Raw genomic sequence first — 23,325 nt, forward strand, 5'->3', positions numbered from 1 at the left:
CGTCTCGGACGGAGCCCCACACTAACGGCTGGCACGACGACGGTCCGCCGCCTGTGGCCGGAGCACAGGGAGCGGACCGTTCGTTGTGGACGTCTTGTGTCCGTCTTCGTGTCTGTCGTCGTGCCTGTCGTCGTGTCTGTCGTCGTGTCTGTCTGCGTGTCCGACTTTGTACGCGTCTTCGTGCGGGTCCTCACGGGTGCCCGGGGGCGGGCCGTCCGTGAGGTGGCCGGTGGGTCCGAACGGGCGGGCGGCCCGAGCGGAGCGTGGCCGAAATCAGACGGCGGCCTTCTTGAGCCGACGGCGTTCCCGCTCGGACAGGCCGCCCCAGATGCCGAAGCGCTCGTCGTTCTGGAGCGCGTACTCCAGACACTCGGAGCGGACTTCGCAGGCGAGACAGACCTTCTTGGCCTCGCGGGTCGAGCCGCCCTTCTCGGGGAAGAAGGACTCGGGGTCGGTCTGGGCGCACAGTGCGCGCTCCTGCCAGCCGAGTTCCTCGGCCGTGTCCTCGACCAGCAGTTCCTGGAACAACTCGGTCATCTACGCCCCTCGTCTGTCTGTGCGTCCCCGTGGGGTTGCCGTTGCCGGTCGGCCGAACGACACGAGTGAAATTACAAGTTCGGCGCTCAGTGAGAGTCAAGCCGGGATCTGCTATTGGGCCCCGTATTCACTCTGCGGAACCAACCCTATGCAGAAAGCTCTCGAATCAGCAAAAACCATGACACATGCCACCGGCGTCGTTCTGACGCCACCTCTCTCAGGAGAGGGACGTCTCAGACACGGATCATGTTGCGATCCAGCCACGGAAGCGATCCGGATCACAGTCTGATCACAGGACCTCCACCGGGTTTACGGCGGCGGATGTTGCGCCATGTCTCCGGGGCGTGAGACGCACAAACCTTTCTCCGGGCACAGTAACCGGATGAGGTGAAACAATACCCCCAAATCGGTCATTGAGTTGACAGTCGGGTGTCGGTCCCGCCACGTTGGTGTCATGCCAGCGACCGCAGCGCCCGCCGTGACCCACAGCCATGGGGTCCATCGGGCTGCTCTCGTTCGCTGTCGCTGTCGCTGTTGTCCCAGCTGTTGAGCGCGCCCTTCTCCGGCGCCTCCGGCATCCCAGCGGTCCGCCCCCGGCCGCTGCCCTGCGCACAGCTCCCCTCGCGTCACCCCTCCCCCGTCTCACCCGCTTGACCCGTTCGACCTGTTCGACCCGTTCACCCCGGATCGGCTCGTTTTGTCGTTCCGCTGTGTTTCCCCTCCCCCGTTTCCCCGTTCTGCGACACCCCGACTTCTGCCGAGGAACACCCGCATCCCATGAACATGGACAGCGACCTTCAGATCGCCGGCGACATCCTTGAGGTCCCGCACCTCCTCCAGCCCCCGCGCGCGCACCCGGCCACCGTGGCCGAGTTCGCCGGGCTCGCCCGGGAGATCGCCGCCGACCGCGACCAGTGGGCCCCCTACGTCGCGTACGACCCCACCACCCGCTGGTACCACCGGCTGCGCACCGGCCCCGGCTACGAGGTGTGGCTGCTGTCCTGGCTCCCCGGTCAGGGCAGTGGACGCCACGACCACGGCCCGTCCTCCGGTCTGCTCACCGTCCTCGCGGGCGAGCTGACGGAACGTACGCGGCGCGGCCCGCGCGCCCTCGCCCCCGACGCGCAGTACGTCTTCGCCCCGGGCTACGTCCACGAGGTCGTCAACGACTCCCTCGAACCCGCCGTCAGCCTGCACGTCTACTACCCGGGCCTCACCGAGATGCCGATGCACCCGGCGGCGCCGGAGACGACAGCGGTGCCGGCGACGGCGGCGCCGACCGGGACGACGGGGACGGCCTCGCTGACGGCCGCGACCACGTCGACGACGGGCGCGGCCGCGTGGTCCGCCGCGGCCGCGCTGCCCCGCGTACCCGGTCAGGGAGGCGTACCGGCCTGACGGCCCGGCCGCCCGGTACCCCGTACCGCCGGAGCCGTACCGCCGCCCCCACCGCTCGCCGGGCCGCCGCCCGCTGCTGACAGACTGTCCGTATGCGCATTGTGGTTCTGGCCGGTGGCATCGGTGGTGCCCGCTTCCTTCGCGGCCTCAAGAAGGCCGCGCCCGACGCGGAGATCACGGTCGTCGGCAACACCGGTGACGACATCCATCTCTTCGGCCTCAAGGTCTGCCCCGACCTCGACACCGTGATGTACACCCTCGGCGGTGGCATCGACGAGGAACAGGGCTGGGGCCGCGAGGGCGAGTCCTTCACGGTCAAGGAGGAACTCGCGGCGTACGGGGTCGGGCCCGAGTGGTTCGGCCTCGGCGACCGCGACTTCGCCACGCACATCGTCCGCACCCAGATGCTGGGCGCCGGCTACCCGCTCAGCGCCGTCACCGAGGCGCTGTGCGCCCGCTGGCGGCCCGGCGTCCGGCTGCTGCCGATGTCCGACGACCGGGTCGAGACGCATGTCGCGATCGAGGTGGACGGCGAACAGCGGGCCGTCCACTTCCAGGAGTACTGGGTCAAGATGCGCGCCTCCGTGCCCGCGCGGGCCGTCGTGCCCGTCGGCGCCGAGCAGGCCACGCCCGCGCCCGGCGTCCTGGAGGCGATCGCCGACGCGGACGTCATCCTCTTCCCGCCGTCGAACCCCGTCGTGTCCATCGGCACGATCCTCGCCGTGCCCGGCATCCGCGAGGCCGTCGCCGCCGCGTCCGCCCCGGTCGTCGGCCTCTCCCCCATCGTCGGCGACGCGCCCGTGCGCGGCATGGCCGACAAGGTCCTCGCGGCGGTCGGCGTGGAGTCCACGGCGGCGGCCGTCGCCCGGCACTACGGCTCCGGGCTCGTCGACGGCTGGCTCGTCGACACCGTCGACGCGGGCGCCGTCGCCGACGTCGAGGCCGCCGGCATCCGCTGCCGCGCGGTCCCGCTGATGATGACCGACGTGGACGCCACGGCCGCGATGGCGCGCGAGGCGCTGGCGCTCGCGGCGGAGGCCGGCAAGACCGCGGAGCCCAAGGAGACCAAGGGGACCGGGGAGTGACGCCGAAGGGCCCGACGGCCCGGTTCGAGGTGTGGGCGCTCGACGGGATACCCGAGGTGGCGCCCGGCGACGACCTCGCCAAGCTCATCGCCGACGCCTCGCCCGGCCTCGCCGACGGGGACGTCCTGCTCGTCACCTCGAAGATCGTGAGCAAGGCGGAGGGCCGGGTGCTCGCCGCCACCGACCGCGAGGCCGCGATCGACGCCGAGACGGTACGGGTGGTCGCGCGGCGCGGACCGCTGCGGATCGTCGAGACCCGGCAGGGCCTGGTGATGGCCGCCGCCGGGGTCGACGCCTCCAACACCCCGTCCGGAACTGTGCTGTTGCTGCCCGAGGACCCCGACGCCTCGGCCCGCCGGATCCGCGACGGCCTGCGCGAGACGCTGAACGTCGATGTCGGCGTGCTCGTCACCGACACCTTCGGGCGGCCCTGGCGCAACGGGCTCACCGACGTGGCGATCGGCGCGGCCGGCGTACGGGTCCTCGACGACCTGCGCGGCGGCACCGACGCCCACGGCAACGGGCTCAACGCCACCATCACCGCCACCGCCGACGAACTCGCCGGCGCCGGCGACCTGGTCAAGGGCAAAATCGACGGCCGGCCCGTCGCCGTCGTCCGCGGGCTCTCCCACCTCGTGAAGCCCGAGCCCGAGCCCGAGTCCGGGGACGCGCCCGTGGCCGAGGCGGAGGGCGCGGCCGAGGCGGAGGGCGCGCGGGCGCTCGTACGCGTCGCCGCCGACGACATGTTCCGGCTCGGCACCTCGGAGGCCGTACGCGAAGCGGTGACCCTGCGCCGTACCGTGCGGGACTTCACCGACGAGCCCGTCGACCCCGGGTCCGTCCGGCGGGCCGTCGCCGCCGCCGTCACCGCGCCCGCCCCGCACCACACCACCCCGTGGCGGTTCGTCCTGCTCGAATCGGAGGCCTCGCGGACCCGGCTGCTCGACGCGATGCGGGACGCGTGGATCGCGGACCTGCGGGCCGACGGCAAGACCGAGGAGTCCGTCGCGAAGCGGGTCAAGCGCGGCGACGTCCTGCGCCGGGCGCCGTATCTGATCGTGCCCTGCCTGGTCATGGACGGCGCGCACCACTACGGCGACGCGCGCCGTGACGCCGCCGAACGCGAGATGTTCGTCGTCGCGGCCGGCGCCGGCGTGCAGAATCTGCTGGTCGCGCTGGCCGCGGAGCAGCTCGGGTCCGCGTGGGTGTCGTCCACGATGTTCTGCCGCGACGTCGTCCGCGGCGTCCTCGGGCTGCCCGGCGATTGGGACCCGATGGGCGCGGTCGCCGTCGGCCGGCCCGCCGCGGCGCCGAAGGAACGGCCGGCGCGACAGGCGGCGGAGTTCATCGAGGTGCGCTGACGTCCCGGGTCAGTACGCCCTGATGTCGCCGGGCGCCATCCGGGGCGCCCGGCGCGGCGGGACCCGGCCGCTCAGCAGGATCAGCCGGGCGGCGCGGTGGCGCTGGCCCGCGTACGGCTCCAGCAGCTCCAGCATGGCCGCGTCGTCCGCCGCCCGGTCGCCCGCGAGCGCCCAGCCGACGATGCCGGGGAGATGCAGGTCGCCCGTCGTGACCTCGTCGGGGGCGCCGTTGCTGCGCTGGACCGTCTCGGCCGACGTCCACGGGCCGACGCCCGGGATCAGCTCCAGACGCGTGCGGGCCTCCGCCGGGGGCATGTGCGCCGCCTCCTCCAGCCGGGGCGCGACCCGGGCCGCCCGCACGATCGTCGCCGAACGCTTCCCGTCCACGTTCGCCCGGTGCCACTCCCACGACGGGATCGCCGCCCAGCCGCGGGCGTCCGGCATCACGTACATGCCGTCCGGCACCGGGCCCGGTGCCGGCTCCCCGAACGCCCGGACCAGCCGCCGCCAGGAGGCGTACGCCTCCGTGCTCGTCACCTTCTGCTCCAGGACCGACGGGATCAGCGACTCCAGGACCAGGCCCGTCCGGGTCAGCCGCAGGCCCGCGCGGGCGCGCGCCGTGACGGCGAGGAGCTTGTGGCGCGGGACGAAGGCGGCGGGGTCGTCCTCCGCGCCGAGCAGCGCGGGGAGCCGCGCGAGCAGCCAGTCGGCGCCGGGGCCCCACGCTTCGGCGCCGTCCGCGCGGACGCGGAGGGTGCCGGGGCCTTCGGGGGTGCGGCTGGCACGCCAGGTGGAGCCGTCGGGGGTGGTGCGGAAGGTGGGGTCGGCGGGGCCGCGGCGGAGGGGGGCGAGGGTGAGGGCGAGGTCCGCGGGGGTGGGGGTGCGGAGGTGCGGGGGGAGGAAGCGGCCGGCCATGCTTCGACCGTAACCCGCCGGTGGGGGCTCGCGGTGGTGTCGCGCGCCCCTGACCGACGGGGGGGCTACTGGTCGGACGAGAAGCGGATCGTCTTCGCCGGGAGCTTGGTGTCGCACCAGATCCTCGCGCCCGCGCGGAGTTCGTTGTCCGGGCCGATGTGGGCGCCGTCGCCGATGAAGGCGTCCGTGAGGATCGTGCGGGCGCCGATGCGGGCGTTCTCGCCGATGAGGGAGTCGGTGAGGACCGCGCCCGGTTCGACGACCGCGCCCGCGAGGACCGCGGAGCCGTGGATGCGGGCGCCCTCGCCGACGGTCGCGCCGGCGCCTATGACCGTGCCGCCGGTGAGCTTCGCGTCCGGGGCGACGTCCGCCGTGTCGAGGACGAGCCGGTCGCCGCAGCGGCCCGGGACCGCCGGGGACGGGGCGCGGCCGAGGACGAGGTCGGCGGAGCCGCGGACGAAGGCCTGCGGGGTGCCGAGGTCGAGCCAGTAGGTGGAGTCGACCATGCCCTGGAGGTGCGCGCCGGCGGCGAGCAGGTCGGGGAAGGTCTCGCGTTCGACGGAGACCGGCCGGCCGGTGGGTATGGAGTCGATGACGGAGCGCCGGAACACGTACGCGCCCGCGTTGATCTGGTCGGTGACGATCTCCTCCGGCGTCTGCGGCTTCTCCAGGAACGCCGTCACGCGTCCGGTCCCGTCCGTCGGCACCAGGCCGAAGGCGCGCGGGTCCGCGACCCGGGTGAGGTGGAGGGAGACGTCCGCGCCGGAGTCGTCGTGGGTGGCGACGAGGGCCTGGATGTCGAGGCCGGTGAGGATGTCGCCGTTGAAGATGAGGACGGGGTCCTCGGGGCCGGAGTGGAGGCGCGAGGCGACGTTGCGTATCGCGCCGCCGGTGCCGAGCGGCTCCTCCTCGGTGACGTACTCGATGCTGAGGCCGAGGTCCGAGCCGTCGCCGAAGTACGGCTCGAAGACCTCGGCGAGGTACGAGGTGGCGAGGACGATGTGCTCGACGCCGGCGGCCCGGGCCCGGGCCAGCTGATGGGTGAGGAAGGGCACCCCGGCGGCCGGGACCATCGGCTTCGGGGTGCGGACGGTCAGGGGACGCAGCCGGGTGCCTTTGCCACCGACCAGGAGAATCGCTTCGGTCACCTGTCGTCTCTGCTTCCTGTTCGGGTCCGGTTCTCGCCGGACGGCGCGATGCGCGCGTCCGTACGATATGACCGGTCAGTTTATGCGGACGGTTGAGCGCCGCTCCGGTCAGTGCCGTCCCTGGTACTTCGCGGAGGCCGACCGCGCCGTGCCGAGCTTCCCGTAAAGACGTTTGCCGGGGCACTCGGTGGCGAAGCCGTCGCGGTGCCCGGAGATCACGTTGAGCTTGACCTTCGTGCCCTTCTTGAAGCGGTTCCCGCCGCCCGAGGTGAGCGTCGTCCTGCTCTTCGGGTTCGCCCCGAACAGCCCCAGCTTCCACGCCGTCAGGCGGGCGATGGCGGTGACGGCGGCGGCCGGCGGGTTGGTGCTGCCGTACGTGCCGAGGACGGCGATGCCCATGCTGTTGCCGTTGAAGCCCATGGTGTGGGCGCCCTGGACGGCCTTGGCGACGCCGCCCGCGCGGCCCTCGTAGATCGAGCCGCACTTGTCGACGGCGAAGTTGTAGCCGAGGTCCCGCCAGCGCAGGCTCTTCACGTGGTAGCGGTAGATGCCGCGCAGGACGGCGGGGGCGTCGCCGCACGTGTAGTTGTTGCCGGTGGCGCTGTGGTGCACGAAGGCCGCCTTGACCGTCTTGGTGTAGACGAACCCGGCCTCGCGCAGCCCCTCGTCGGCTCCCCAGCCCTTGCGGGTGACGATCTTCGGGCGGGCGCCGATGTACGGCTTGGCCTTGGCCGTCGCGGCCTCGGGGAGGGACGCGAGGGTCTGCGCCTGGCTCAGGGCGGGGATCGCGGACGTGCCGTACGGGGCGAGGTCGGCGTTCGCCGCCGCCGACTCGGCGGCCTGCTCGGCCGCGACCGCCGCCTTCTCCCCCGCCTGCTCGGACAGTTCGGTGGAGGACGTGTACGGGTCCGTGAACTGGATGTACGACATCGGGGTCGCCTCGCCGCCGTCCGCGCCGTCGGCGGCCGGCGCGTCCAGGACCCGGTCCGACGGGGCGCCGGCCGGTTCCCGGCCCGGGTCGACGAGTTCGAGGCGCAGGCCCGCGGGCAGTTCCCCGGCCGTCTCGCCCGCCTTCTCCGTCCCGGCCGTCTCGCCCGCCTTCTCCGTCCCGGCCGCCCCTGCCGTCCTGTCCATCCCGTCCGTCCTGTCCGCCTCCTCCGTCTCGCCCCGCTCGGGGCGGACCCGGACCTCGACGCCGTCCGAGTCGCCGACCCACAGCGGCGCGGTGGCGCCGCGCGGGGCGGCGGCGCGGTCCTCGGTGGTGCCGGGGTCGGCGCCGTGCTCGTCGTAGTGGGTCTCGACGTCCTGCCAGCGCGACCACGCGCCGTCCGCGGTGGCCCGGGTGCGGACCTGCACTGTGCCGTGCAGCGCGGTGCGGGCGTCGTCCCAGACCACGCCCACCAGCGAGAACGGCCGGACCTCACGCCGGGTCAGGCCCCGTTCGTCCGGGGCCGCCCGGCCGCCCGCGCGGTCGCGCGGCCCGTCGGGGGCCAGGGGTTCGAGCGGCAGCGACTGGGTCGAGCCCGCGAGGCCCGCGCCGGACGCGGCACGTGCGAGGGCGGGCACGGGCGCGGCGGCGGCCGGGGCCGGGGCCGTGAGGGAGAGCGGCAGCGCGAGGGCGGCGGCGCAGCCGACGGCGATCGAGGAGACGAGGGAGGCACGCATGCAGCGATCCTGAGCGGCCGGCCGGGCTTCCGCGCGGCGGGCGGCGGCGCGGGCGGCCGGTCTCCGGGTCCCCCGTACCGGTGGACCGCGTCACCGGTACGGGGGATGCGGCGCGGCGTCCGCGCGTACGCTTGCCCGCGTGAACGCCAGCGACCGCACCCCCGCCGACCTGCTGCGATCCGCGCTCGCCGCGGACCCGGCCCGCCCTTTGGTCACCTTCTACGACGACGCCACCGGTGAACGCGTGGAATTGTCCGTGGCCACGTTCGCCAATTGGGTGGCGAAAACCGCCAATCTGCTCCAGGGCGAACTGTCCGCCTCCCCCGGCGACCGGCTCGCGCTGCTGCTGCCCGCGCACTGGCAGACCGCCGTGTGGCTGCTCGCCTGCTCGTCGGTGGGCGTGACGGCCGAGATCGGCGGCGATCCGGCCGCCGCGGACTACGTGGTCGCGGGCCCCGACGGCCTGGAGGCGGGCCTGGCCTGCTCCGGCGACCGGATCGCGCTCTCCCTCGCGCCGCTGGGCCGCCGCTTCCCCGCGCCGCCCGCCGGTTACGCGGACTACGCGGTCGAGGTGCCGAGCCAGGGCGACCGGTTCACCCCGTTCGTCCCGGTCGACGCCGACGCGCCCGCCCTGGTCGTCGACGGTACGGAGCTGACGGGCGCCCGGCTCGTGGAGCGGGCCCGCGCGGACGCGGCGGAGCTGGGGGCGGCGGCGGCCGGCGCCCTCCGGGTGCTGTCGGGCCGTCCGTACGACAGCTGGGCCGGGCTCTCGGCCGGTCTGTACGCGCCGCTCGCGGCCGGCGGCTCGGTCGTGCTGTGCCGGAACCTGGACCAGCTGGCGCCGGAGAGTCTGGCGAAGCGCGGGGAGAGCGAGCGGGTCACCGTCCAGCTGACGGACTGACGCCCCGTCCGGGTGAGCCGCGCCGCCGCCCGTCCGCACCTCTGTTCCTCCCGTCACCCGCGCATCCACCCGCATGGCCCATCGACGCGCCGCGTACCCGCGTACCCGCGTAACCGGCGGGCGGGCGGGACATGATCGGCCGGTAGCGGAGTGCAGTCGTCCGCACAACCAAGCCGGGGAATCGTCCGTCTACTCCTGCATGACGACGGACTCCCGGCGCGCAGCGGACGCCATCGAGGACGGACTCAGACGTGACGGACAGCGCGGACACGCCCACGGGTACGGGCGGCGGACGCAAGCCGCGGCACTGGCTGCGCTGGACGGCGCTGGGGACGGCCGTGCTCGTGCTGGCCTCGGCCGGGGTGGGCTGGTGGCTCTACCGGAAGCTGAACGCCAACATCACGGCGGACACGGCCGCGGAGGCCGAGCTGCGGGCGTACGAGAAGGAGCGGCCGCCCGCGGAGGTGCGGGCGGCCCGCAACATCCTGCTGATCGGCTCGGACACGCGCGCGGGCGCCGGGAACGCGGAGTACGGGCGGGACAAGGGCACCGAGCGCTCCGACACGACGATCCTGCTGCACATCGCGGCGCACGGGTCGAGCGCGACGGCGGTGTCCGTGCCGCGCGACCTGATGGTGCGCGTGCCGAGCTGCGCGCGGCCGGACGCGACGCGGACGCAGCCGCAGTTCATCCAGTTCAACTGGGCTTTCGCGGTCGGCGGGACGGCCTGCACGATCCGCACCCTGGAGAAGCTGACCGGCATCCGGATCGACCATCACGTGGTCGTCGACTTCCAGGGCTTCAAGAAGATGGTCGACGCCGTCGACGGGGTGACGGTCTGCCTGAAGGAGCCGATCGACGACCGCGACGCGAAACTGCGGCTGCCGGCCGGCCGGCGGCTCCTGCACGGCGAGCAGGCGCTCGGCTTCGTCCGGGCGCGCAAATCGCTGGGCGACGGCAGCGACACCGAGCGGATGGACCGGCAGCAGCAGTTCCTGGCCGCCCTGGTCGACAAGGTGCAGAGCGACGGCGTGCTGCTCAATCCGGCCAAGCTGTATCCGGTGCTGGACGCGGCCACCAGATCGCTGACCACCGATCCGGGGCTGGCCTCGCTGCGCGATCTGTACGGCCTGTCGCGTTCGATGCGGGCGGTGGAGACCGAGCGGGTGCAGTTCCTGACGGTGCCGCGGCAGCCGTACACGGCCGACGCCAACCGGGACCAGCTCGTGCAGCCCGCGGCGGACCGGCTCTTCGCGCGGCTGCGCGCCGATCTGCCGGTGGCCGTCCACCCGGGCACCACCGAGAACGCGACGGGGAACGGGACCGGAAACGGCACCGGAAACGGTGCCGAGGACGGCCCCGACATCCCGTCGGACCCGTCCGCGACGCCCTCCTTCACGGGCCGCAACGCGGCTCAAAGCTGCTGACTGGGCAAAGAAGCAGCCAAGGGGAAGGCCGTATCGGATGAGGTTTGGGCAGATTGCCCGAGTGTAAGCAAGGTGGAATTTGTCACGCACGTCGCCCGGCGCTGAACTGGCCGGATAGTGTGACGCGACCCGCGTGCTGCGACCGATCGGTCGGGCACGCGATGGACCGTGGACCGAGCGCCCGAGGGGGAGGCGTCTCGCGTGGCACCGACGGAGGACTCAGGAAACCGTGGACTCGCACAGCCGTGGAGGGGCGGAGGGAATCGACCCCGCCGACCAGTGGGTCCTCAACCCGCAGACCGGTAACTACGAACTGCGACTGGACAGCTCCGCTGAGCAGTCGGGCCCGGCCGGACCGGCCCGCCCGCGCCGTTCGGCGCCGCGTGGCGCCACCCCGCCCGGACAGCGCCCGCGCCCGTCCGAGCAGGGCGGCGACCGCATTCCCGAGCAGCTCTCCGACCGTGGCTCCGAGCGCGGCCGGGGCGGCGAGCGCCGGGGGGCCGAGCGCGGGACCGGACGGAGCGCCGAGCGCGGTACCGGGCGTTCCGCCGGCCGCGGTGCCGGCGAGCGGACCCGTGAGGCCGACCCGGCCGCGAACCCGACCGTCCCCGGGCAGCGCCGCCGTCGCGCGGCCGAGCCCGCGGGCGGCCGGCAGGCCGCCGCGGCCCGCCGCAAGCGCCGCCCCGGCACGTCCCGCAAGAAGAAGGTCCTGCTGTGGACCGGCGGCACGATGGCCTTCGTCCTGGTGGGCGGCGCCGCCGGCGCGTACGCGCTGTACAACCACTTCAACGGCAACATCAACACCATCGAGGTGGCGGGCGGCACCACCGAGGGCTTCCAGGACGGCAAGCCCTTCAACATCCTCCTCATCGGCACCGACAAGCGGACTGGCAAGGGCAACGCGGGCTACGGCGACAAGAACAGCCCCGGCCACGCGGACACCACGATCCTCTTCCACGTCTCCGAGGACCGGACGAACGCCACGGCGATGTCCATCCCCCGGGACCTGGTCACCGACATCCCGGAGTGCGAGTCCAAGCTGCCCGACGGCAGCGTCAAGACGATCCCCGGACAGAGCGCGGTCCGCTTCAACACCAGCCTCGGCCAGGACGAACGCGACCCGGGCTGCACCATGCGGACCGTCAAGGCGCTCACCGGCGTCACCGTCAACCACTTCATGATGGCGGACTTCAACGCCGTCAAGGAGATGACGACGGCTGTCGGCGGCGTGAAGGTCTGTCTGGCCAAGCCGGTCGACGACCCGAAGTCGCATCTCAAGCTGCCGCAGGGCGAGTCCACGATCGAGGGCGAGCAGGCCCTCGCCTTCGTCCGCACCCGGCACAGCTTCGGCAACGAGAGCGACCTGGACCGCATCAAGGTCCAGCAGCAGTTCCTGAGTTCGATGATCCGCGAGATGAAGTCGAGCGACACGCTCACCTCGCCGACCAAGCTGTACGACCTCGCCGACGCGGCCACCAAGGCCCTCACCGTCGACAGCGGCATAGGCACGATCGGCAAGCTGAAGTCCCTCGCGGGCGAGCTGGCCAAGATCGATCCAAAGAACATCACCTTCACCACGCTGCCGGTCATCGACAACCCGGCGGAGCCGCGTCCGGTCACGGTCGTACCCGACCCGACCAAGGCGCCCCGGCTGTTCTCGATGCTGCAGTCCGACACCTCGCTCACCGAGGTGAAGAAGAAGGAGCAGGACGCCAAGAACGCGAAGGCGAAGGAGCAGGCCAAGCTTCTGGAGGGGGCGCGTTCCACACCGCGCGAGGTCCGGGTCGACGTCTACAACGGCAGCGGCTTCCAGGGCGCGGCGCAGTCCACGATCAACTGGCTCCAGAACGAACACGGCGTGACGCGGTCGACCAACAAGTCCAACGCCCCCGAGAAGGCCGCGAAGACCACGCTCACGTACGCACCGAACCAGGCCGCCCAGGCCCGCGAACTCGCGGATCTGATGGGCCTGCCCGCCACGGCACTCAAGCCGGGCACGGAGGACGCGGGGGCTCTGGTGCCCATGACGCTCGTCCTCGGATCCGATTTCAAGGGCGCGGGGGTGCCCCTCACCGGTCCGGCGAAGGCGCCGGAAGGTGCGCAGACGGCAGACAAACAGGTGTGCGCCAAGTAGTCGGACCGCAACCGTCTTTGAGGGACGGACGGCCGTCGGCCTGGGGCCACATCTGATGTGACGAGGGAGACCTGGGGTGGGACAGAGCAGCGTGCGCAGGGAGGGGACGCGGAAACGCGCCCCGCACGCCCGTGGTGCGGAGTGGGACGACCGCGCGTACGAGGAGGGGGACGACGACACCGGTCCGGGCGGACGCCCGGGCGGCGGCGTACCCCGCTCCCGTCGTGCGGGCGGCGGCGGTTCGCGTGACGGCGGAAACGGTGACGGCGGTGGCGGTGGCGGCCGGTCGGGGCACCGGCGCGGCCGGCCGCAGCGGCGTGCCAAGAAGTCCGGCAAGCGCCGGATATTCCGCTGGATCGCCATCACACTGGCGGTGCTGATACTCGGTACCGGCGGCGCCGGTTACCTCTACTACCAGCACCTCAACAACAACCTCCGGGGCGGCAGCCGCGCCGGCGGCGAGAGCGGGGTGAAGAAGGCCGCGCCGAACGCGCTCGGCGACACCCCGCTGAACATCCTCATGATCGGCTCCGACGACCGGTCGAAGAGCGCGAACGTGGCGCTGGGCGGCGGCAAGAACGAGCGGGACCGCAAGCCGCTGGCCGACGTACAGATGCTGCTGCACATCTCGGCGGACCGGCAGAACGCGTCGATCGTCTCGATCCCGCGCGACACCGTCGTCCCGATCCCGGAGTGCAAGGACACCGACGGCAAGGTGTACGCGGCGACGACGACCCGGCCCATCAACGAGACGCTGAGCCGCGGCGGCCCCGGCTGCACCCTCACCACCTGGGAGAAGCTGACCGGCGTCTACGTCGACCACTGGATGATGGTCGACTTCGCCGGTGTCGTGTCCATGGCCGACGAGGTCGGCGGTGTCCCGGTCTGCGTGAAGACCGGCGTGTACGACAAGTCGACCGCCCAGCAGAAGGGCGGCTCCGGTCTGAAGCTGACCAAGGGCACGACGGACGTGAAGGGCGAGCAGGCGCTGCAGTGGCTGCGTACCCGGCACGCGTTCGGCAGCGACCAGAACCGGGCCAAGGCCCAGCACATGTACATGAACGGCATGATGAAGAAGCTCCAGGAGCAGAACGCCTGGACCGACACCGGCCGGCTCATGGGGCTCGCGGAGACCGCCACCGACGCCCTCGCGGTTTCCGACGAGATCAAGTCAGTGTCGAGGCTCTTCGATCTGTCGATGCAGTTCAAGAACGTGAAGCTGGACCGGCTCAGCACGACCACCGTCCCGACCGTCCCCTACCCGGGCAACCCGAACGCCTGGCTGTCGCTGAAGACCTCGGCCGCCGACAAGATGTGGTCGATGATCCGCGAGGACGTGGCCTTCGACAAGAACGGCGGCCCGAAGAAACCGAAGGACGGCGCGGACGCGTCCCAGAAGCCGAAGGCCACCGCCGAGGCGGCCGGCTCCTTCCCGGTGACGGTCGTCAACGGCACCGACGGCGACGGCCAGCCGCCTAAGGAGGGCCGGGCCTCGGAGCTGGCGAAGATCCTCCAGGGCAAGGGCTTCACCCGGGCCGCCGCCACCGGTGAGGGCGAGGGCAGCAAGGACACCGCGGTCCTCTACCCGAAGGCGAGCGGCGACCAGGGCAAGGCGAACGCCGAGTCCGTGGCGACGGCCCTGGGCCTGCCCCTCTCGGCCGTCCACGCCGACGCGAAGGGCACGGGCGTCACGCTCGTCGTCGGCTCCGACTGGCGCCAGGGCAGCGTCTACAAGAAGCCGGAGATCGCCGACGGCGACCTGCCGGAGGGCGCGGACGACAAGACGGACTGCATGGACGTCTACGACGTCTACCAGTGGGACGGGAAGAGCTGACACTCACCGGCTGAGGTACGGACGGCGACGGCCGGGTCCCTGGGAGGGGATCCGGCCGTCGCCGTTCGTACGGGGTGTGTTGTACCGGGCCGGGTCAGACCGTCTCGGTCCGCACCGCCGGGCGCTTGCTCGCGATGACCTTCTTCGCGAGCGCGCGCGGGCTGGTCAGGAAGCCGAAGCCCCACGACATGTGCATGGTCGCGAGCGCCACCGGGATCCGCAGCCGGGCCTTCAGGGGCAGGCCCTTGCCCGCCGGTATCGAGCCCGCGGTGATCGCCGCGAGGTAGCCCGCCGGGATCACGAAGCCGACCGGGGTGAGCGTCGCGCCCACGACGACGCCGGCGGCGATCGCGCAGACGGCGGCCGGCGGGGCGAGGTAGCGCAGGTTGATGGAGCCCTCGTGGTAGCGGGCGACCACGTGCCGCCAGCGGCCGTAGTCCTTGTACTGCTTGGCAAGGGCGCGCACCGACGGCCGCGGCCGGTACTGCACCCGCAGCTCCGGCGAGAACCAGATCAGGCCGCCGGCCTCGCGGATGCGGAAGTTCAGCTCCCAGTCCTGGGCGCGGATGAACTCGACGTTGTACCCGCCCTGCCGCTCCAGCGCCTCGCGCCGGAACACGCCCAGGTAGACCGTCTCCGCCGGGCCCGCCTCGCCGCCGGTGTGGAAGGCGGCGTTGCCGACGCCGATCTTCGAGGTCATCGCGGCGGCGACCGCGTCCTCCCAGGCGTTCTCGCCCTCGGCGTGCATGATGCCGCCGACGTTCATCGCGCCGGTCTCCTCCAGGAGGCGGACGGCGGTCGCGATGTAGTTCGGCGACAGCATGCCGTGGCCGTCGACCCGGACCACGATGGGGTGGCGGGACGCCTTGATCGCGGCGTTGAGCGCGGCGGGGGTGCGGCCCGTGGGGTTCGGCACGGTGAGGATCCTGGCGCGGTTATTGGACGCAGTCTCCCGTACGAGCTCGGCGGCGATCTCGTCGGTACGGTCCGTGGACGGGCCGAGCGCGATCACCACCTCCATCTCGCCGTCGTACTCCTGCGCCAGGATGTGGCGGACCGAGTTGCGCAGGTGCCGCTCCTCGTTGAGGACCGGCATGATCACGGAAACGGGGGGATTGGCGTTCATCGCCAGCCACGTTACCGCGAACGGGGGACACGGGTCGCGCGCCGCCGGGTCGCTGCCCGGTGGCCCTCGCCGCAGGGGCCTACGGTGCTGACGATCCGCTTGTCGTACCAACGGAGGTGTCCCCCGGTGCCCACTCCGCCCCGTCCGACCCGGTCCGCAGCCCGCCCCGCACCGGTCCGCCGGCCAGGGCCACGAGGGCGGCGGGGACGGCGCGGGCGTACGGGGAGGCGGGGGCGGCCGGCCTGGGGGACGCGGGTGGCGACCACGCTCTCGGTGGCGGTCCTGGCCGCCGGGGGGCTCGGGCACGCGCTGGTCACCGGCCTGGACACCGGGATCACCCGGGTCGATCCGTTCAAGGACATGAAGAACCGTCCGCAGGGCGGGCACGGGCTGAACGTCCTGCTCGTCGGCACCGACGAACGCGACCGGATCACCCCCGAGGAGAAGCGGGAGTTCCGGCTCGGCGGCGAGCCCTGCCACTGCACCGACACCGTCATGCTCGTGCACCTCTCCGAGGACCGGGACCGGGCGAGTGTCGTGTCCCTGCCGCGCGACTCGTACGCCGAGATGCCCGAGCACACCGACCTCACCACCGGCCGGACCCACCACGCGCACCCGGTCAAACTGAACGCCGCGTACGCGGAGGGCGGGCCGGGGCTGACCGTGCGGACCGTGGAGTCGATGACCGGCGTGAAGATCGACCACTACCTGGAGGTCGACTTCACCAGCTTCATGCGGACCGTCGACGCCGTCGGCGGGGTGCAGATCTGCACCACCACGCCGATGAAGGACGCGTACACCGGCATCGACCTGACGGCCGGACCGCACGACCTGGACGGCGGGCAGGCGCTGCAGTACGTGCGCTCCCGCCATGTCGACGGGGCTTCCGACCTGGGGCGGATGGAGCGCCAGCAGAAGTTCCTCGCGGCACTCGTCGACCGGGTGACCAGCGGCGGGGTGCTGCTGAACCCGGTGCGGTTCCGGGAGGTCGCCACCACCATGCTCGGCTCCGTCCGGGCCGACCAGGGCTTCGGTACGGAGCAGCTGCTCACGCTCGCGAAGGCGATGCGCGGCTTCACCCCGGCGTCGTCGGAGTTCGCGTCCGTACCGCTCGGCGACACCGCTTTCCAGGTCAAGGGCATCGGCTCGACCGTGAAGTGGGACGCGGCGAAGGCCCAGAAACTCTTCCAGTCGCTGCGCGACGACCACCCGCTCGCGCCCGCGACGCCGGTGGCCGCCCCCAAGGCCAAGGTGGAGGAGGACGAGAAGGGCCCGCGCCCCGTGGACGTGGAGGTCGCGCCCGCCACCGTCCGCGTCCAGGTCTACAACGGCACCCACACCGCCGGCCTCGGCGGCCGCGTCGACGCGGCCCTGCGCCACGCCGGCTTCGACACGACCCGCAGCCCGCAGACGCAGAAGACCCAGAACCACGCCACGACCGTCGTCGCCTACGACCCGAACTGGGACCGCTCGGCCCGCACCCTCGCCGCCGCCCTCCCGGGCGCGACCCTGAAGGCCGTCCCGGACCAGGGCGCCACGCTCCAGGTCACGGTCGGCGCGGACTACCAGGGCGTCACCCCGGTCCACGCCCGCGACCGACAGGCCGGCCCGTTCGACGCCCTGCGCGGCGACCAGGTCGTCTGCCCCTGACGCTGACGCCCCCCGTACGGCCCTGAGGGCTGCACGGGGGGCGTCTTCGTCGTTCCGTCCGCTGCGGCGCGTCAGGCGGCGAACCGGCCGCCCTTGACGCCCGCCATGAACGACGAGAACGCGCCGGCCGAGACGTCCAGCACCGGGCCGTCGACAATCTTCGAGTCACGGACGGGGACGATGCCCCGCGAGGCGACGAGGTTCGTGGCGACCTCGATGCACTGGCCACCGGTGTCGCTGTAGGAGGACTTGAACCACTGCGGGTGTTCGGTCGTCACAAGTAGTCCTTTCGCACTTCTTCAATCATGGCCACCGAAGCCTTATGAGGAAGCGCTTCGGCCTGTAGCTGATGGTAGGACGTCAACAGGGGCCATACAGCCAGTGGTTCACGCTCAAGATGCCCGCGGGCCTGCGACTCCGCGTACGCGAGAACAGTCATGTCCGGCAGCGTCAGCAGGTAGACGGGCAGGTACAGAGTGTGCCGCTCGCCTATGTCGAAGGTGGCGATCTGGAGCTGGTGGTTCGGCTGTTCGGCGAACTCCAGCAGCCGATCAAGTTGCGCGCCCATGACCCCCGGGCCACCCACCCGCTTGCGGATACAGCTCTCGTCCAACACGATCATCACCGTTGGAGGGTTGGGCCGTACCAGCGCGGCCTGCCGCTCTTCCAGAAACGCGACAAGCTCCTCGGCCTGGTCAGGCGACATGACACCCCGCCGCACCTTGCTGTCCGCCAGACACCGGGCGTACCCGGGCGTCTGCAGCAGGCCCGGAATCAGTCCGATGTCGAACAGCCGCAGCTCAGCGGCTCGCCCTTCATGCTCCACATACTCGGGGAAGCCCTCCAGAAGGGACGCCTGCCGCATCTCACGCCAGGCCCGCTCAAACGCATCACCGGTCCCCAGCGCGATGTCGACCCGCTTCGAGAACTTCAAAGAAGGTAGCTTGCGCCCATTTTCGACCTGCGAAATATGCGGCCCGGAATATCCCACTTGGACGCCGAGCTCAACCTGCGACAGCCCCTGCTCCTCGCGCGTCCTGCGCAAACGCGCCCCATACGCCGCCTGCGGCGAGGCGTCTGGGTTGAGTTCGTTCTTGTTGGCCAACTTACCTGCCTTTCCTAGGAACTTGCAGGACATCCGACTGTAGGCCACGCTGGCGACTCCCGGTAGCGAAATCGCTACAGACAGGAACGGAGCGCTCGAACACGGCACCCGTTCTTGACTGGCGTGCTCGCCAACGGGTCCGCCTGACCTCGGATGTTCGTACCGAAGTTGCCGCCGAGCCAGCGGAAAATCCCGACCCGGACGAGTGACGCCCGCTGGTCGGACCTGTCGCAGTACAGCGAGGGGATGGTGATCCGTGTCAAACGAACCCGACAAGCGGACGCCGGCTGTGGGCCGGTACGCGCTCGACACCAGCGGCACCCCACCGCGCGCCGATCTGGTGACGCGCTGCACCGAGGACCGCACGGCCATACACCGCCCGGATGACGGCAGGGGGTGCTGCTCCCCGCCGACCGGCACCCCGAACACGCTCATGCTCGGAGGCGAAGCCGAATCGGTCTCCCACGCCCGTAAGTTCGCCGACGCCTACGTACGCGAGAAGTCTCCGGCCGCCTCCGGTGCACACCTTGACGACGTCGTCTTGGTGACGAGCGAGTTGGTTACCAACTCGGTCCGGTACGGCACCGAGCCGGGCGACCAGATCCTGATCGCCCTCCACGCAGACGACAAGCGGACCCGTATCGAGGTCCACGACCCCGTGCGCCGAACGCCGCGCAGCCAGCCCGAATCCGTCGAACGCGAGCGCGGGCGCGGCCTGTTCATCGTCGACGCGGTGTGCATGGGCCTATGGGGCTGCCAGGACCGCCCCTTCGGGAAGTTCGTGTGGGCGGAGGTCCCGTGCTGACCGTCCGGCCGGTCTCCGCTGCCGGGTCAGCCGAGGTAGGGCTGCTCGCGTCGTTCCATGAAGTGCCTGAGCCTGAGCCGCTGCGTGTGGTGCATCGGCAGGTGGTCCAGCTCGTCCGGCCGCACGAAGCGCAGCTCCGTCGACTCGTCGGAGATGGCCAGTTCTCCGCCGACGATCCGCGCGGTGAAGCAGACGTTGAACTGCCGGCGCACCTCGCCGTCCGTGTAGGCGATGATGTGCCTCGGGTCGGTGTACGTGCCGACCAGGCCCGTGATCTCCACGTCCAGGCCGGTCTCTTCCCTGACCTCGCGGACGGCCGTGCCGGGAAGCGAGTCGGTGAGGTCCATGCCCCCGCCGGGCAGGGCCCACAGGTCGTTGTCACGTCGCCGCTGGAGCAGGATGCGCCCCTGCTCGTCGGTGACGACGGCCGAAGCCGCGACGACCATGCTGTTCGGCTGCGGCGCGTTCGGGTCGTCGTAGTACTCGGTCCGCGCCATGGTCACCTCTCGTGCCGTACGGGCGTCGCCGTGGACCACACCGCGTCGAAGCTCTCGGCGTAGGTGTCGAACATGCCGCCCTCGCCGCTCCGCCGAAGATGCCACACCGGGGCCCGGTACGCGGTGACCCCCCAGACATGCGCATTGACCAGCACGTGGTCACTCCGGCGGGCACGCACCGCACACAGCGACACCCACAAGGGAGCACCCATGGGATGGGGAACGGGCAAGGGTGGCAGTGGCGGCGAGGGGAAGCACTCCGGAGGCAAGGACCCGGGGACCTCCAAGCCGTCGTCGGACACGAAGTCGCCCCGGCCCGAGCCGAAGCACAAGAAGAACACGTGAGGCTGTGGTGACGAACCGCGAGGTGGCCGAGCAGATCGCGATGCGTGGTCTGCTCGGCGAAGTGAACGCGGAGCTCGGTGAGCCGCTGACCCCCGCCTGGGAGGAAGCGTTCTGGACGGTGCCCCGGCACCGGTTCCTGCCGGATCGGGTGTGGCTCGGGGCCGGCCTGGACCCGTGTGACAGGAACGCGGACCCCGGCAGGTGGCTGAGCGCGGCCTACGCCGACGACTCGGTGGTGACGCAGATCAACGACGGCCGCGACCCCGGCGAAGCCGAGTCGTGGCCCTCGTCGTCGGCCTCGGCACCCTCGATCGTGTTCCGCATGCTCGACATGCTGGACGTGCAGGCCGGGCACCGGGTGCTGGAAGTGGGCACGGGTACCGGATGGAACGCCGGCCTCCTCACCCACCGTGTGGGCGCTGAGGACGTGACGACGATCGAGGTGGATCCCGTTCTCGCCGCGCAGGCCGCGCTGAACCTGAAGAACGCGGGTCTGGAGCCGAAGCTGATCGGCGGCGACGGCGCGGCCGGTTACGCGGCCTCGGCTCCGTACGACCGGATCATCGCCACCTGCTCCGTGCGTGAGGTGCCCCGCACCTGGGTGGAACAGACCCGCCCGGGTGGAGTGATCCTCACGCCGTGGGAGAGTCCGTGGGCCTGCTACGGGCTGGTGCGCCTGGTCGTGAACCCCGAAGGACTGGCCTCGGGCCGGTTCCACCCGCACTCGGCGTTCATGCTGATCCGCAACCAGCGCACGGACCTGCGGATCTTCCGGGACGTGGTGCGTGAGGACCACATGCCCGACGAGTCCTCGACCGATCTCTCTCCCTGGGCGGTCGCGGGGGACGACTGGTCGGCCCGGTTCGCCGTCGGGCTCCGGACACGTGACGTGTGGAGCACCTGGCACGACGACCCCGACGTGGACGGCGTGGCGGCACGGCTCTGGCTGGCCACGACGGACGCCACGTCCTGGGCCGCGGTCGACTGGGACGGCCGGGACGACGAACGGTTCACCGTGTGGGAGTACGGCCCCCGTCTGCTCTGGAGCGAGGTGAAGGCGGCACACTCCTGGTGGCTGAAAGCAGACAGGCCGGGCCCGGAACGCTTCGGGCTGACGGTGGCTGCCGACGGGGCTCACAGGCCCTGGCTCGACCGGCCCGACCACATGGTGCCCACCACAGTCTGACCTGCGGCGCCGAACGACCGGACTGTTCCTGAGCGCGGAAGGGTCAGTCCTCTATGCCGTCGGCCGCGCGCTGGTCGCGGAGTTCCTTGATCGCGCGGCGGCGGGCCAGGCGGTGGGTGCGGCGGATCTGGGCCTCCTGGTAGCGGCGCTTGTCGCGCTCGGTCTCCGGGATCACCGGCGGCACCGGGCGCGGCTTGCCGTCGCCGTCGACGGCGGCGAAGACGAGGTAGGCGGTGCCGACCTGGGTGGCGGGCGTGGACTCGTTCCAGCGCTCGGCCATGACCCGGACGCCGACCTCCATGGAGGACCGGCCGGTCCAGTTGACCTGGGCCTTCACATGCAACAGGTCGCCGACCCGGACCGGCTCCAGGAAGGCCATCTCGTCCATGGAGGCGGTGACGGCCGGACCGCCCGAGTGCCGGCCCGCGACCGCGCCCGCCGCGTCGTCCACCAGCTTCATGATCACGCCGCCGTGCACCGTACCCAGGAGGTTGGTGTCGTGCGCGGTCATGATGTGGCTGAGGGTGGTGCGGGAAGCCGAGGTCGGCTTGCCGGGGATGTCGCCCTGATCTGTCATGCCCTCTACCTTATGCCCCGGAGCGACGCGCCCCGCTTTGCATCAGCTTGGCAACAGCGGTCGTCCGATCCCGCACCCACCCTGTCGGGGCGCGTCACCCGGACGGCAGACTGACCGTATGAATGACTGGCCCGACGGATGGACCGAGGACCGCGGACACGGCCGCGGCAGCGCGAACGGACAGCCCGAGGGGGCCCGTCGGATGCGCCATGTCCAGCGTCCGCAGGTCCCGCCGCAGCCGCCCCAGGGCGGTCGTGGCCAGGGCTACGACCAGGGGTACCCGCAGAGCTACACCGACGCCCGGGGCACCGGATACGACTCCGGCTACAACTCCGGCCAGGTCTACGGCGGCCATCAGGCCGGCGGACACGGCGGCGGGAACGGGACCGTGCCGCCGCAGTACGATCCGCGCGGGGCGGGCGGCGGCCGACCGCCGGGCCCGCCGGTGGACTGGCGCAAGCGGATCAAGGTCGGCTCGATCGTCGCGCTCGTCGTGATCGTCGGCTGGAGCGCCGGCACGTACGCCTGGGCCAGCTCCCGGATGCGCAACGAGGTCGACCTCTCCAAGGTCATCGAGCGCCCGGAAGAGGGCGACTGCACGACGTATCTGATCGTCGGCTCCGACAGCCGCGAGGGCATGTCGGCCGAGGACAAGAAGAAGCTGCACACCGGTTCCGCCGAGGGCAAGCGGACCGACTCGATGATGATCCTCGCGGCCTGCTCCAGCGGCAACACGATGGTCTCGCTGCCCCGTGACTCGTGGGTGACGATCCCGTCCTTCGTCGGCTCGGAGTCCGGCAAGAAGTACGGCGAGCGCGGCGGCTCCAAGCTGAACGCGGCGTACGCGATGGACGGCCCCGAGCTGCTCGTCCGTACCGTCGAGTACAACACCGGCCTGCGCATCGACCACTACGCGGAGATCGGCTTCGCCGGCTTCGCGAACATCGTGGACGCGCTCGGCGGTGTCGAGCTGAACATCGAGAAGGGCTTCAAGGACAAGAAGTCCGGCGCCGACTTCCAGGCCGGCACCCAGACCCTCAACGGCGAGCAGGCGCTGGCCTTCGTCCGTACCCGCTACGCCTTCGCCCAGTCCGACCTCCAGCGGACGAAGAACCAGCAGAAGTTCCTGTCCGCGCTGGCCAACCAGGCGGCGACGCCGGGCACGATCCTCAACCCGTTCGCGCTGTACCCGACGCTGGGCGCGGGCCTGGACACCCTCATCGTCGACAAGGACATGTCCCTGTACGACCTGGGGAAGATGTTCTTCGCGATGAAGGGCATCAGCGGCGGTGACGGCAAGTCGATGAACATGCCGCTGAGCGGCGCCGGCGCGCCGCAGAACTCGCTGCGCTGGGACATGCCCAAGGTGAAGCAGCTGGTCAAGGAGATCCAGAACGACGAGCCGGTGACGGTCACCGCCGACCGCTGATCCTCCCTGAACACGCGAGGAGCCCCCGAACCTCAGGCACGAGGCCGGGGGCTCCTTCGTCCTTACGGGAGGTTGCGGGCCATGACGATGCGCTGGACCTGGTTTGTGCCTTCGTAGATCTGGGTGATCTTGGCGTCGCGCATCATGCGCTCGACGGGGTAGTCGCGGGTGTAGCCGTAGCCGCCGAGGAGCTGGACGGC

21 protein-coding genes and 2 pseudogenes are annotated in these 23,325 nt (G+C 71.6%); 12 read left to right on the plus strand and 11 right to left on the minus strand.

Annotated elements, in window-relative coordinates; all coding sequences use genetic code 11:
* Positions 1 to 273 precede the first annotated feature (273 nt).
* Complete coding sequence (locus ABZ693_RS31495; RefSeq protein WP_359884438.1) at positions 274 to 537, minus strand: WhiB family transcriptional regulator; 264 nt, start codon at positions 535 to 537, stop codon at positions 274 to 276.
* A gap of 777 nt (positions 538 to 1,314) precedes the next feature.
* On the opposite strand from ABZ693_RS31495, the pseudogene ABZ693_RS31500 reads away from it, so the two are divergent.
* The 3 genes and pseudogenes from ABZ693_RS31500 to ABZ693_RS31510 form a co-directional block, all read left to right on the plus strand.
* Positions 1,315 to 1,815: pseudogene (locus ABZ693_RS31500) on the plus strand (cysteine dioxygenase); the annotation flags it as partial.
* 212 nt (positions 1,816 to 2,027) lie between these two features.
* Positions 2,028 to 3,020, plus strand: a complete 993-nt coding sequence (gene cofD, locus ABZ693_RS31505) for a 2-phospho-L-lactate transferase (protein ID WP_359884444.1) — start codon at positions 2,028 to 2,030, stop codon at positions 3,018 to 3,020.
* Complete coding sequence (locus ABZ693_RS31510; RefSeq protein WP_359884447.1) at positions 3,017 to 4,381, plus strand: coenzyme F420-0:L-glutamate ligase; 1,365 nt, start codon at positions 3,017 to 3,019, stop codon at positions 4,379 to 4,381. The genes cofD and ABZ693_RS31510 overlap by 4 nt, the downstream gene beginning before the upstream one ends.
* A gap of 9 nt (positions 4,382 to 4,390) precedes the next feature.
* Here the strand turns inward: ABZ693_RS31510 and ABZ693_RS31515 are convergent, their stop codons facing one another.
* The 3 genes from ABZ693_RS31515 to ABZ693_RS31525 all read right to left on the minus strand — a co-directional run bounded on the left by ABZ693_RS31515 (position 4,391) and on the right by ABZ693_RS31525 (position 8,109).
* On the minus strand, positions 4,391 to 5,296 hold the full coding sequence (locus ABZ693_RS31515) for a DNA-3-methyladenine glycosylase family protein (RefSeq protein ID WP_359884450.1): 906 nt from the start codon (positions 5,294 to 5,296) through the stop codon (positions 4,391 to 4,393).
* A 65-nt stretch (positions 5,297 to 5,361) separates the two neighbouring features.
* Entirely contained in the window at positions 5,362 to 6,444 is a 1,083-nt protein-coding gene (gene manB / locus ABZ693_RS31520; RefSeq protein WP_359884453.1) for a mannose-1-phosphate guanylyltransferase, read from the minus strand.
* A gap of 108 nt (positions 6,445 to 6,552) precedes the next feature.
* Positions 6,553 to 8,109, minus strand: a complete 1,557-nt coding sequence (locus ABZ693_RS31525; RefSeq protein ID WP_359884456.1) for a peptidoglycan recognition protein family protein — start codon at positions 8,107 to 8,109, stop codon at positions 6,553 to 6,555.
* 139 nt (positions 8,110 to 8,248) lie between these two features.
* On the opposite strand from ABZ693_RS31525, the gene ABZ693_RS31530 reads away from it, so the two are divergent.
* The 4 genes from ABZ693_RS31530 (at position 8,249) to ABZ693_RS31545 (ending at position 14,405) form a co-directional block, all read left to right on the plus strand.
* Positions 8,249 to 9,010, plus strand: a complete 762-nt coding sequence (locus ABZ693_RS31530; RefSeq protein WP_359884459.1) for a TIGR03089 family protein — start codon at positions 8,249 to 8,251, stop codon at positions 9,008 to 9,010.
* Between the two features lie 251 nt (positions 9,011 to 9,261).
* Entirely contained in the window at positions 9,262 to 10,437 is a 1,176-nt protein-coding gene (locus tag ABZ693_RS31535; protein ID WP_359884462.1) for an LCP family protein, read from the plus strand.
* A gap of 229 nt (positions 10,438 to 10,666) precedes the next feature.
* A complete protein-coding gene (locus tag ABZ693_RS31540) occupies positions 10,667 to 12,571 on the plus strand; it encodes an LCP family protein (RefSeq protein ID WP_359884463.1) in 1,905 nt (634 codons plus the stop codon).
* A gap of 76 nt (positions 12,572 to 12,647) precedes the next feature.
* Positions 12,648 to 14,405 carry an LCP family glycopolymer transferase gene (locus tag ABZ693_RS31545; RefSeq protein WP_359884466.1) on the plus strand — a complete coding sequence of 586 codons (1,758 nt, stop codon included), beginning with the start codon at positions 12,648 to 12,650 and terminating at the stop codon, positions 14,403 to 14,405.
* Between the two features lie 94 nt (positions 14,406 to 14,499).
* Here ABZ693_RS31545 and ABZ693_RS31550 read toward each other — a convergent pair whose 3' ends face one another.
* Positions 14,500 to 15,531: a glycosyltransferase family 2 protein gene (locus ABZ693_RS31550; protein WP_359884467.1), complete on the minus strand. Its 1,032-nt coding sequence runs from the start codon at positions 15,529 to 15,531 to the stop codon at positions 14,500 to 14,502.
* Positions 15,532 to 15,657: 126 nt separating this feature from the next.
* Here ABZ693_RS31550 and ABZ693_RS31555 point away from each other — a divergent pair, with 126 nt between their 5' ends.
* Positions 15,658 to 17,181 carry an LCP family protein gene (locus tag ABZ693_RS31555; protein ID WP_435842601.1) on the plus strand — a complete coding sequence of 508 codons (1,524 nt, stop codon included), beginning with the start codon at positions 15,658 to 15,660 and terminating at the stop codon, positions 17,179 to 17,181.
* 71 nt (positions 17,182 to 17,252) lie between these two features.
* On the opposite strand, the gene ABZ693_RS31560 is transcribed toward ABZ693_RS31555, so the two are convergent.
* Together ABZ693_RS31560 and ABZ693_RS31565 are read right to left on the minus strand one after the other, a co-directional pair.
* Positions 17,253 to 17,459: a DUF397 domain-containing protein gene (locus ABZ693_RS31560; protein WP_359884473.1), complete on the minus strand. Its 207-nt coding sequence runs from the start codon at positions 17,457 to 17,459 to the stop codon at positions 17,253 to 17,255.
* Positions 17,456 to 18,286: a helix-turn-helix domain-containing protein gene (locus ABZ693_RS31565; protein ID WP_359884476.1), complete on the minus strand. Its 831-nt coding sequence runs from the start codon at positions 18,284 to 18,286 to the stop codon at positions 17,456 to 17,458. The genes ABZ693_RS31560 and ABZ693_RS31565 overlap by 4 nt, the downstream gene beginning before the upstream one ends.
* 256 nt (positions 18,287 to 18,542) lie before the next feature.
* On the opposite strand from ABZ693_RS31565, the gene ABZ693_RS31570 reads away from it, so the two are divergent.
* Positions 18,543 to 19,091, plus strand: a complete 549-nt coding sequence (locus ABZ693_RS31570; RefSeq protein ID WP_359884479.1) for an ATP-binding protein — start codon at positions 18,543 to 18,545, stop codon at positions 19,089 to 19,091.
* Between the two features lie 26 nt (positions 19,092 to 19,117).
* Here the strand turns inward: ABZ693_RS31570 and ABZ693_RS31575 are convergent, their stop codons facing one another.
* Complete coding sequence (locus tag ABZ693_RS31575) at positions 19,118 to 19,588, minus strand: NUDIX domain-containing protein (protein ID WP_359884481.1); 471 nt, start codon at positions 19,586 to 19,588, stop codon at positions 19,118 to 19,120.
* A gap of 2 nt (positions 19,589 to 19,590) precedes the next feature.
* A pseudogene (locus ABZ693_RS31580) lies at positions 19,591 to 19,758 on the minus strand (XRE family transcriptional regulator); the annotation flags it as partial.
* 40 nt (positions 19,759 to 19,798) lie between these two features.
* Here ABZ693_RS31580 and ABZ693_RS31585 point away from each other — a divergent pair.
* Both ABZ693_RS31585 and ABZ693_RS31590 read left to right on the plus strand, forming a co-directional pair.
* Entirely contained in the window at positions 19,799 to 19,933 is a 135-nt protein-coding gene (locus ABZ693_RS31585) for a hypothetical protein (protein WP_359884483.1), read from the plus strand.
* Between the two features lie 7 nt (positions 19,934 to 19,940).
* On the plus strand, positions 19,941 to 21,119 hold the full coding sequence (locus ABZ693_RS31590) for a methyltransferase domain-containing protein (RefSeq protein ID WP_359884486.1): 1,179 nt from the start codon (positions 19,941 to 19,943) through the stop codon (positions 21,117 to 21,119).
* A 43-nt stretch (positions 21,120 to 21,162) separates the two neighbouring features.
* Here the strand turns inward: ABZ693_RS31590 and ABZ693_RS31595 are convergent, their stop codons facing one another.
* Positions 21,163 to 21,696: an acyl-CoA thioesterase gene (locus ABZ693_RS31595; RefSeq protein ID WP_359884488.1), complete on the minus strand. Its 534-nt coding sequence runs from the start codon at positions 21,694 to 21,696 to the stop codon at positions 21,163 to 21,165.
* 118 nt (positions 21,697 to 21,814) lie between these two features.
* Here ABZ693_RS31595 and ABZ693_RS31600 point away from each other — a divergent pair, with 118 nt between their 5' ends.
* Complete coding sequence (locus ABZ693_RS31600) at positions 21,815 to 23,125, plus strand: LCP family protein (RefSeq protein ID WP_359884491.1); 1,311 nt, start codon at positions 21,815 to 21,817, stop codon at positions 23,123 to 23,125.
* Positions 23,126 to 23,187: 62 nt separating this feature from the next.
* Here ABZ693_RS31600 and ABZ693_RS31605 read toward each other — a convergent pair.
* On the minus strand, positions 23,188 to 23,325 hold a 138-nt coding region (locus ABZ693_RS31605), incomplete at its 5' end, for an acyl-CoA dehydrogenase family protein (protein WP_329924255.1).

This window comes from Streptomyces laurentii, assembly GCF_040635425.1.
GTDB classification, from domain to species: domain Bacteria; phylum Actinomycetota; class Actinomycetes; order Streptomycetales; family Streptomycetaceae; genus Streptomyces; species Streptomyces laurentii.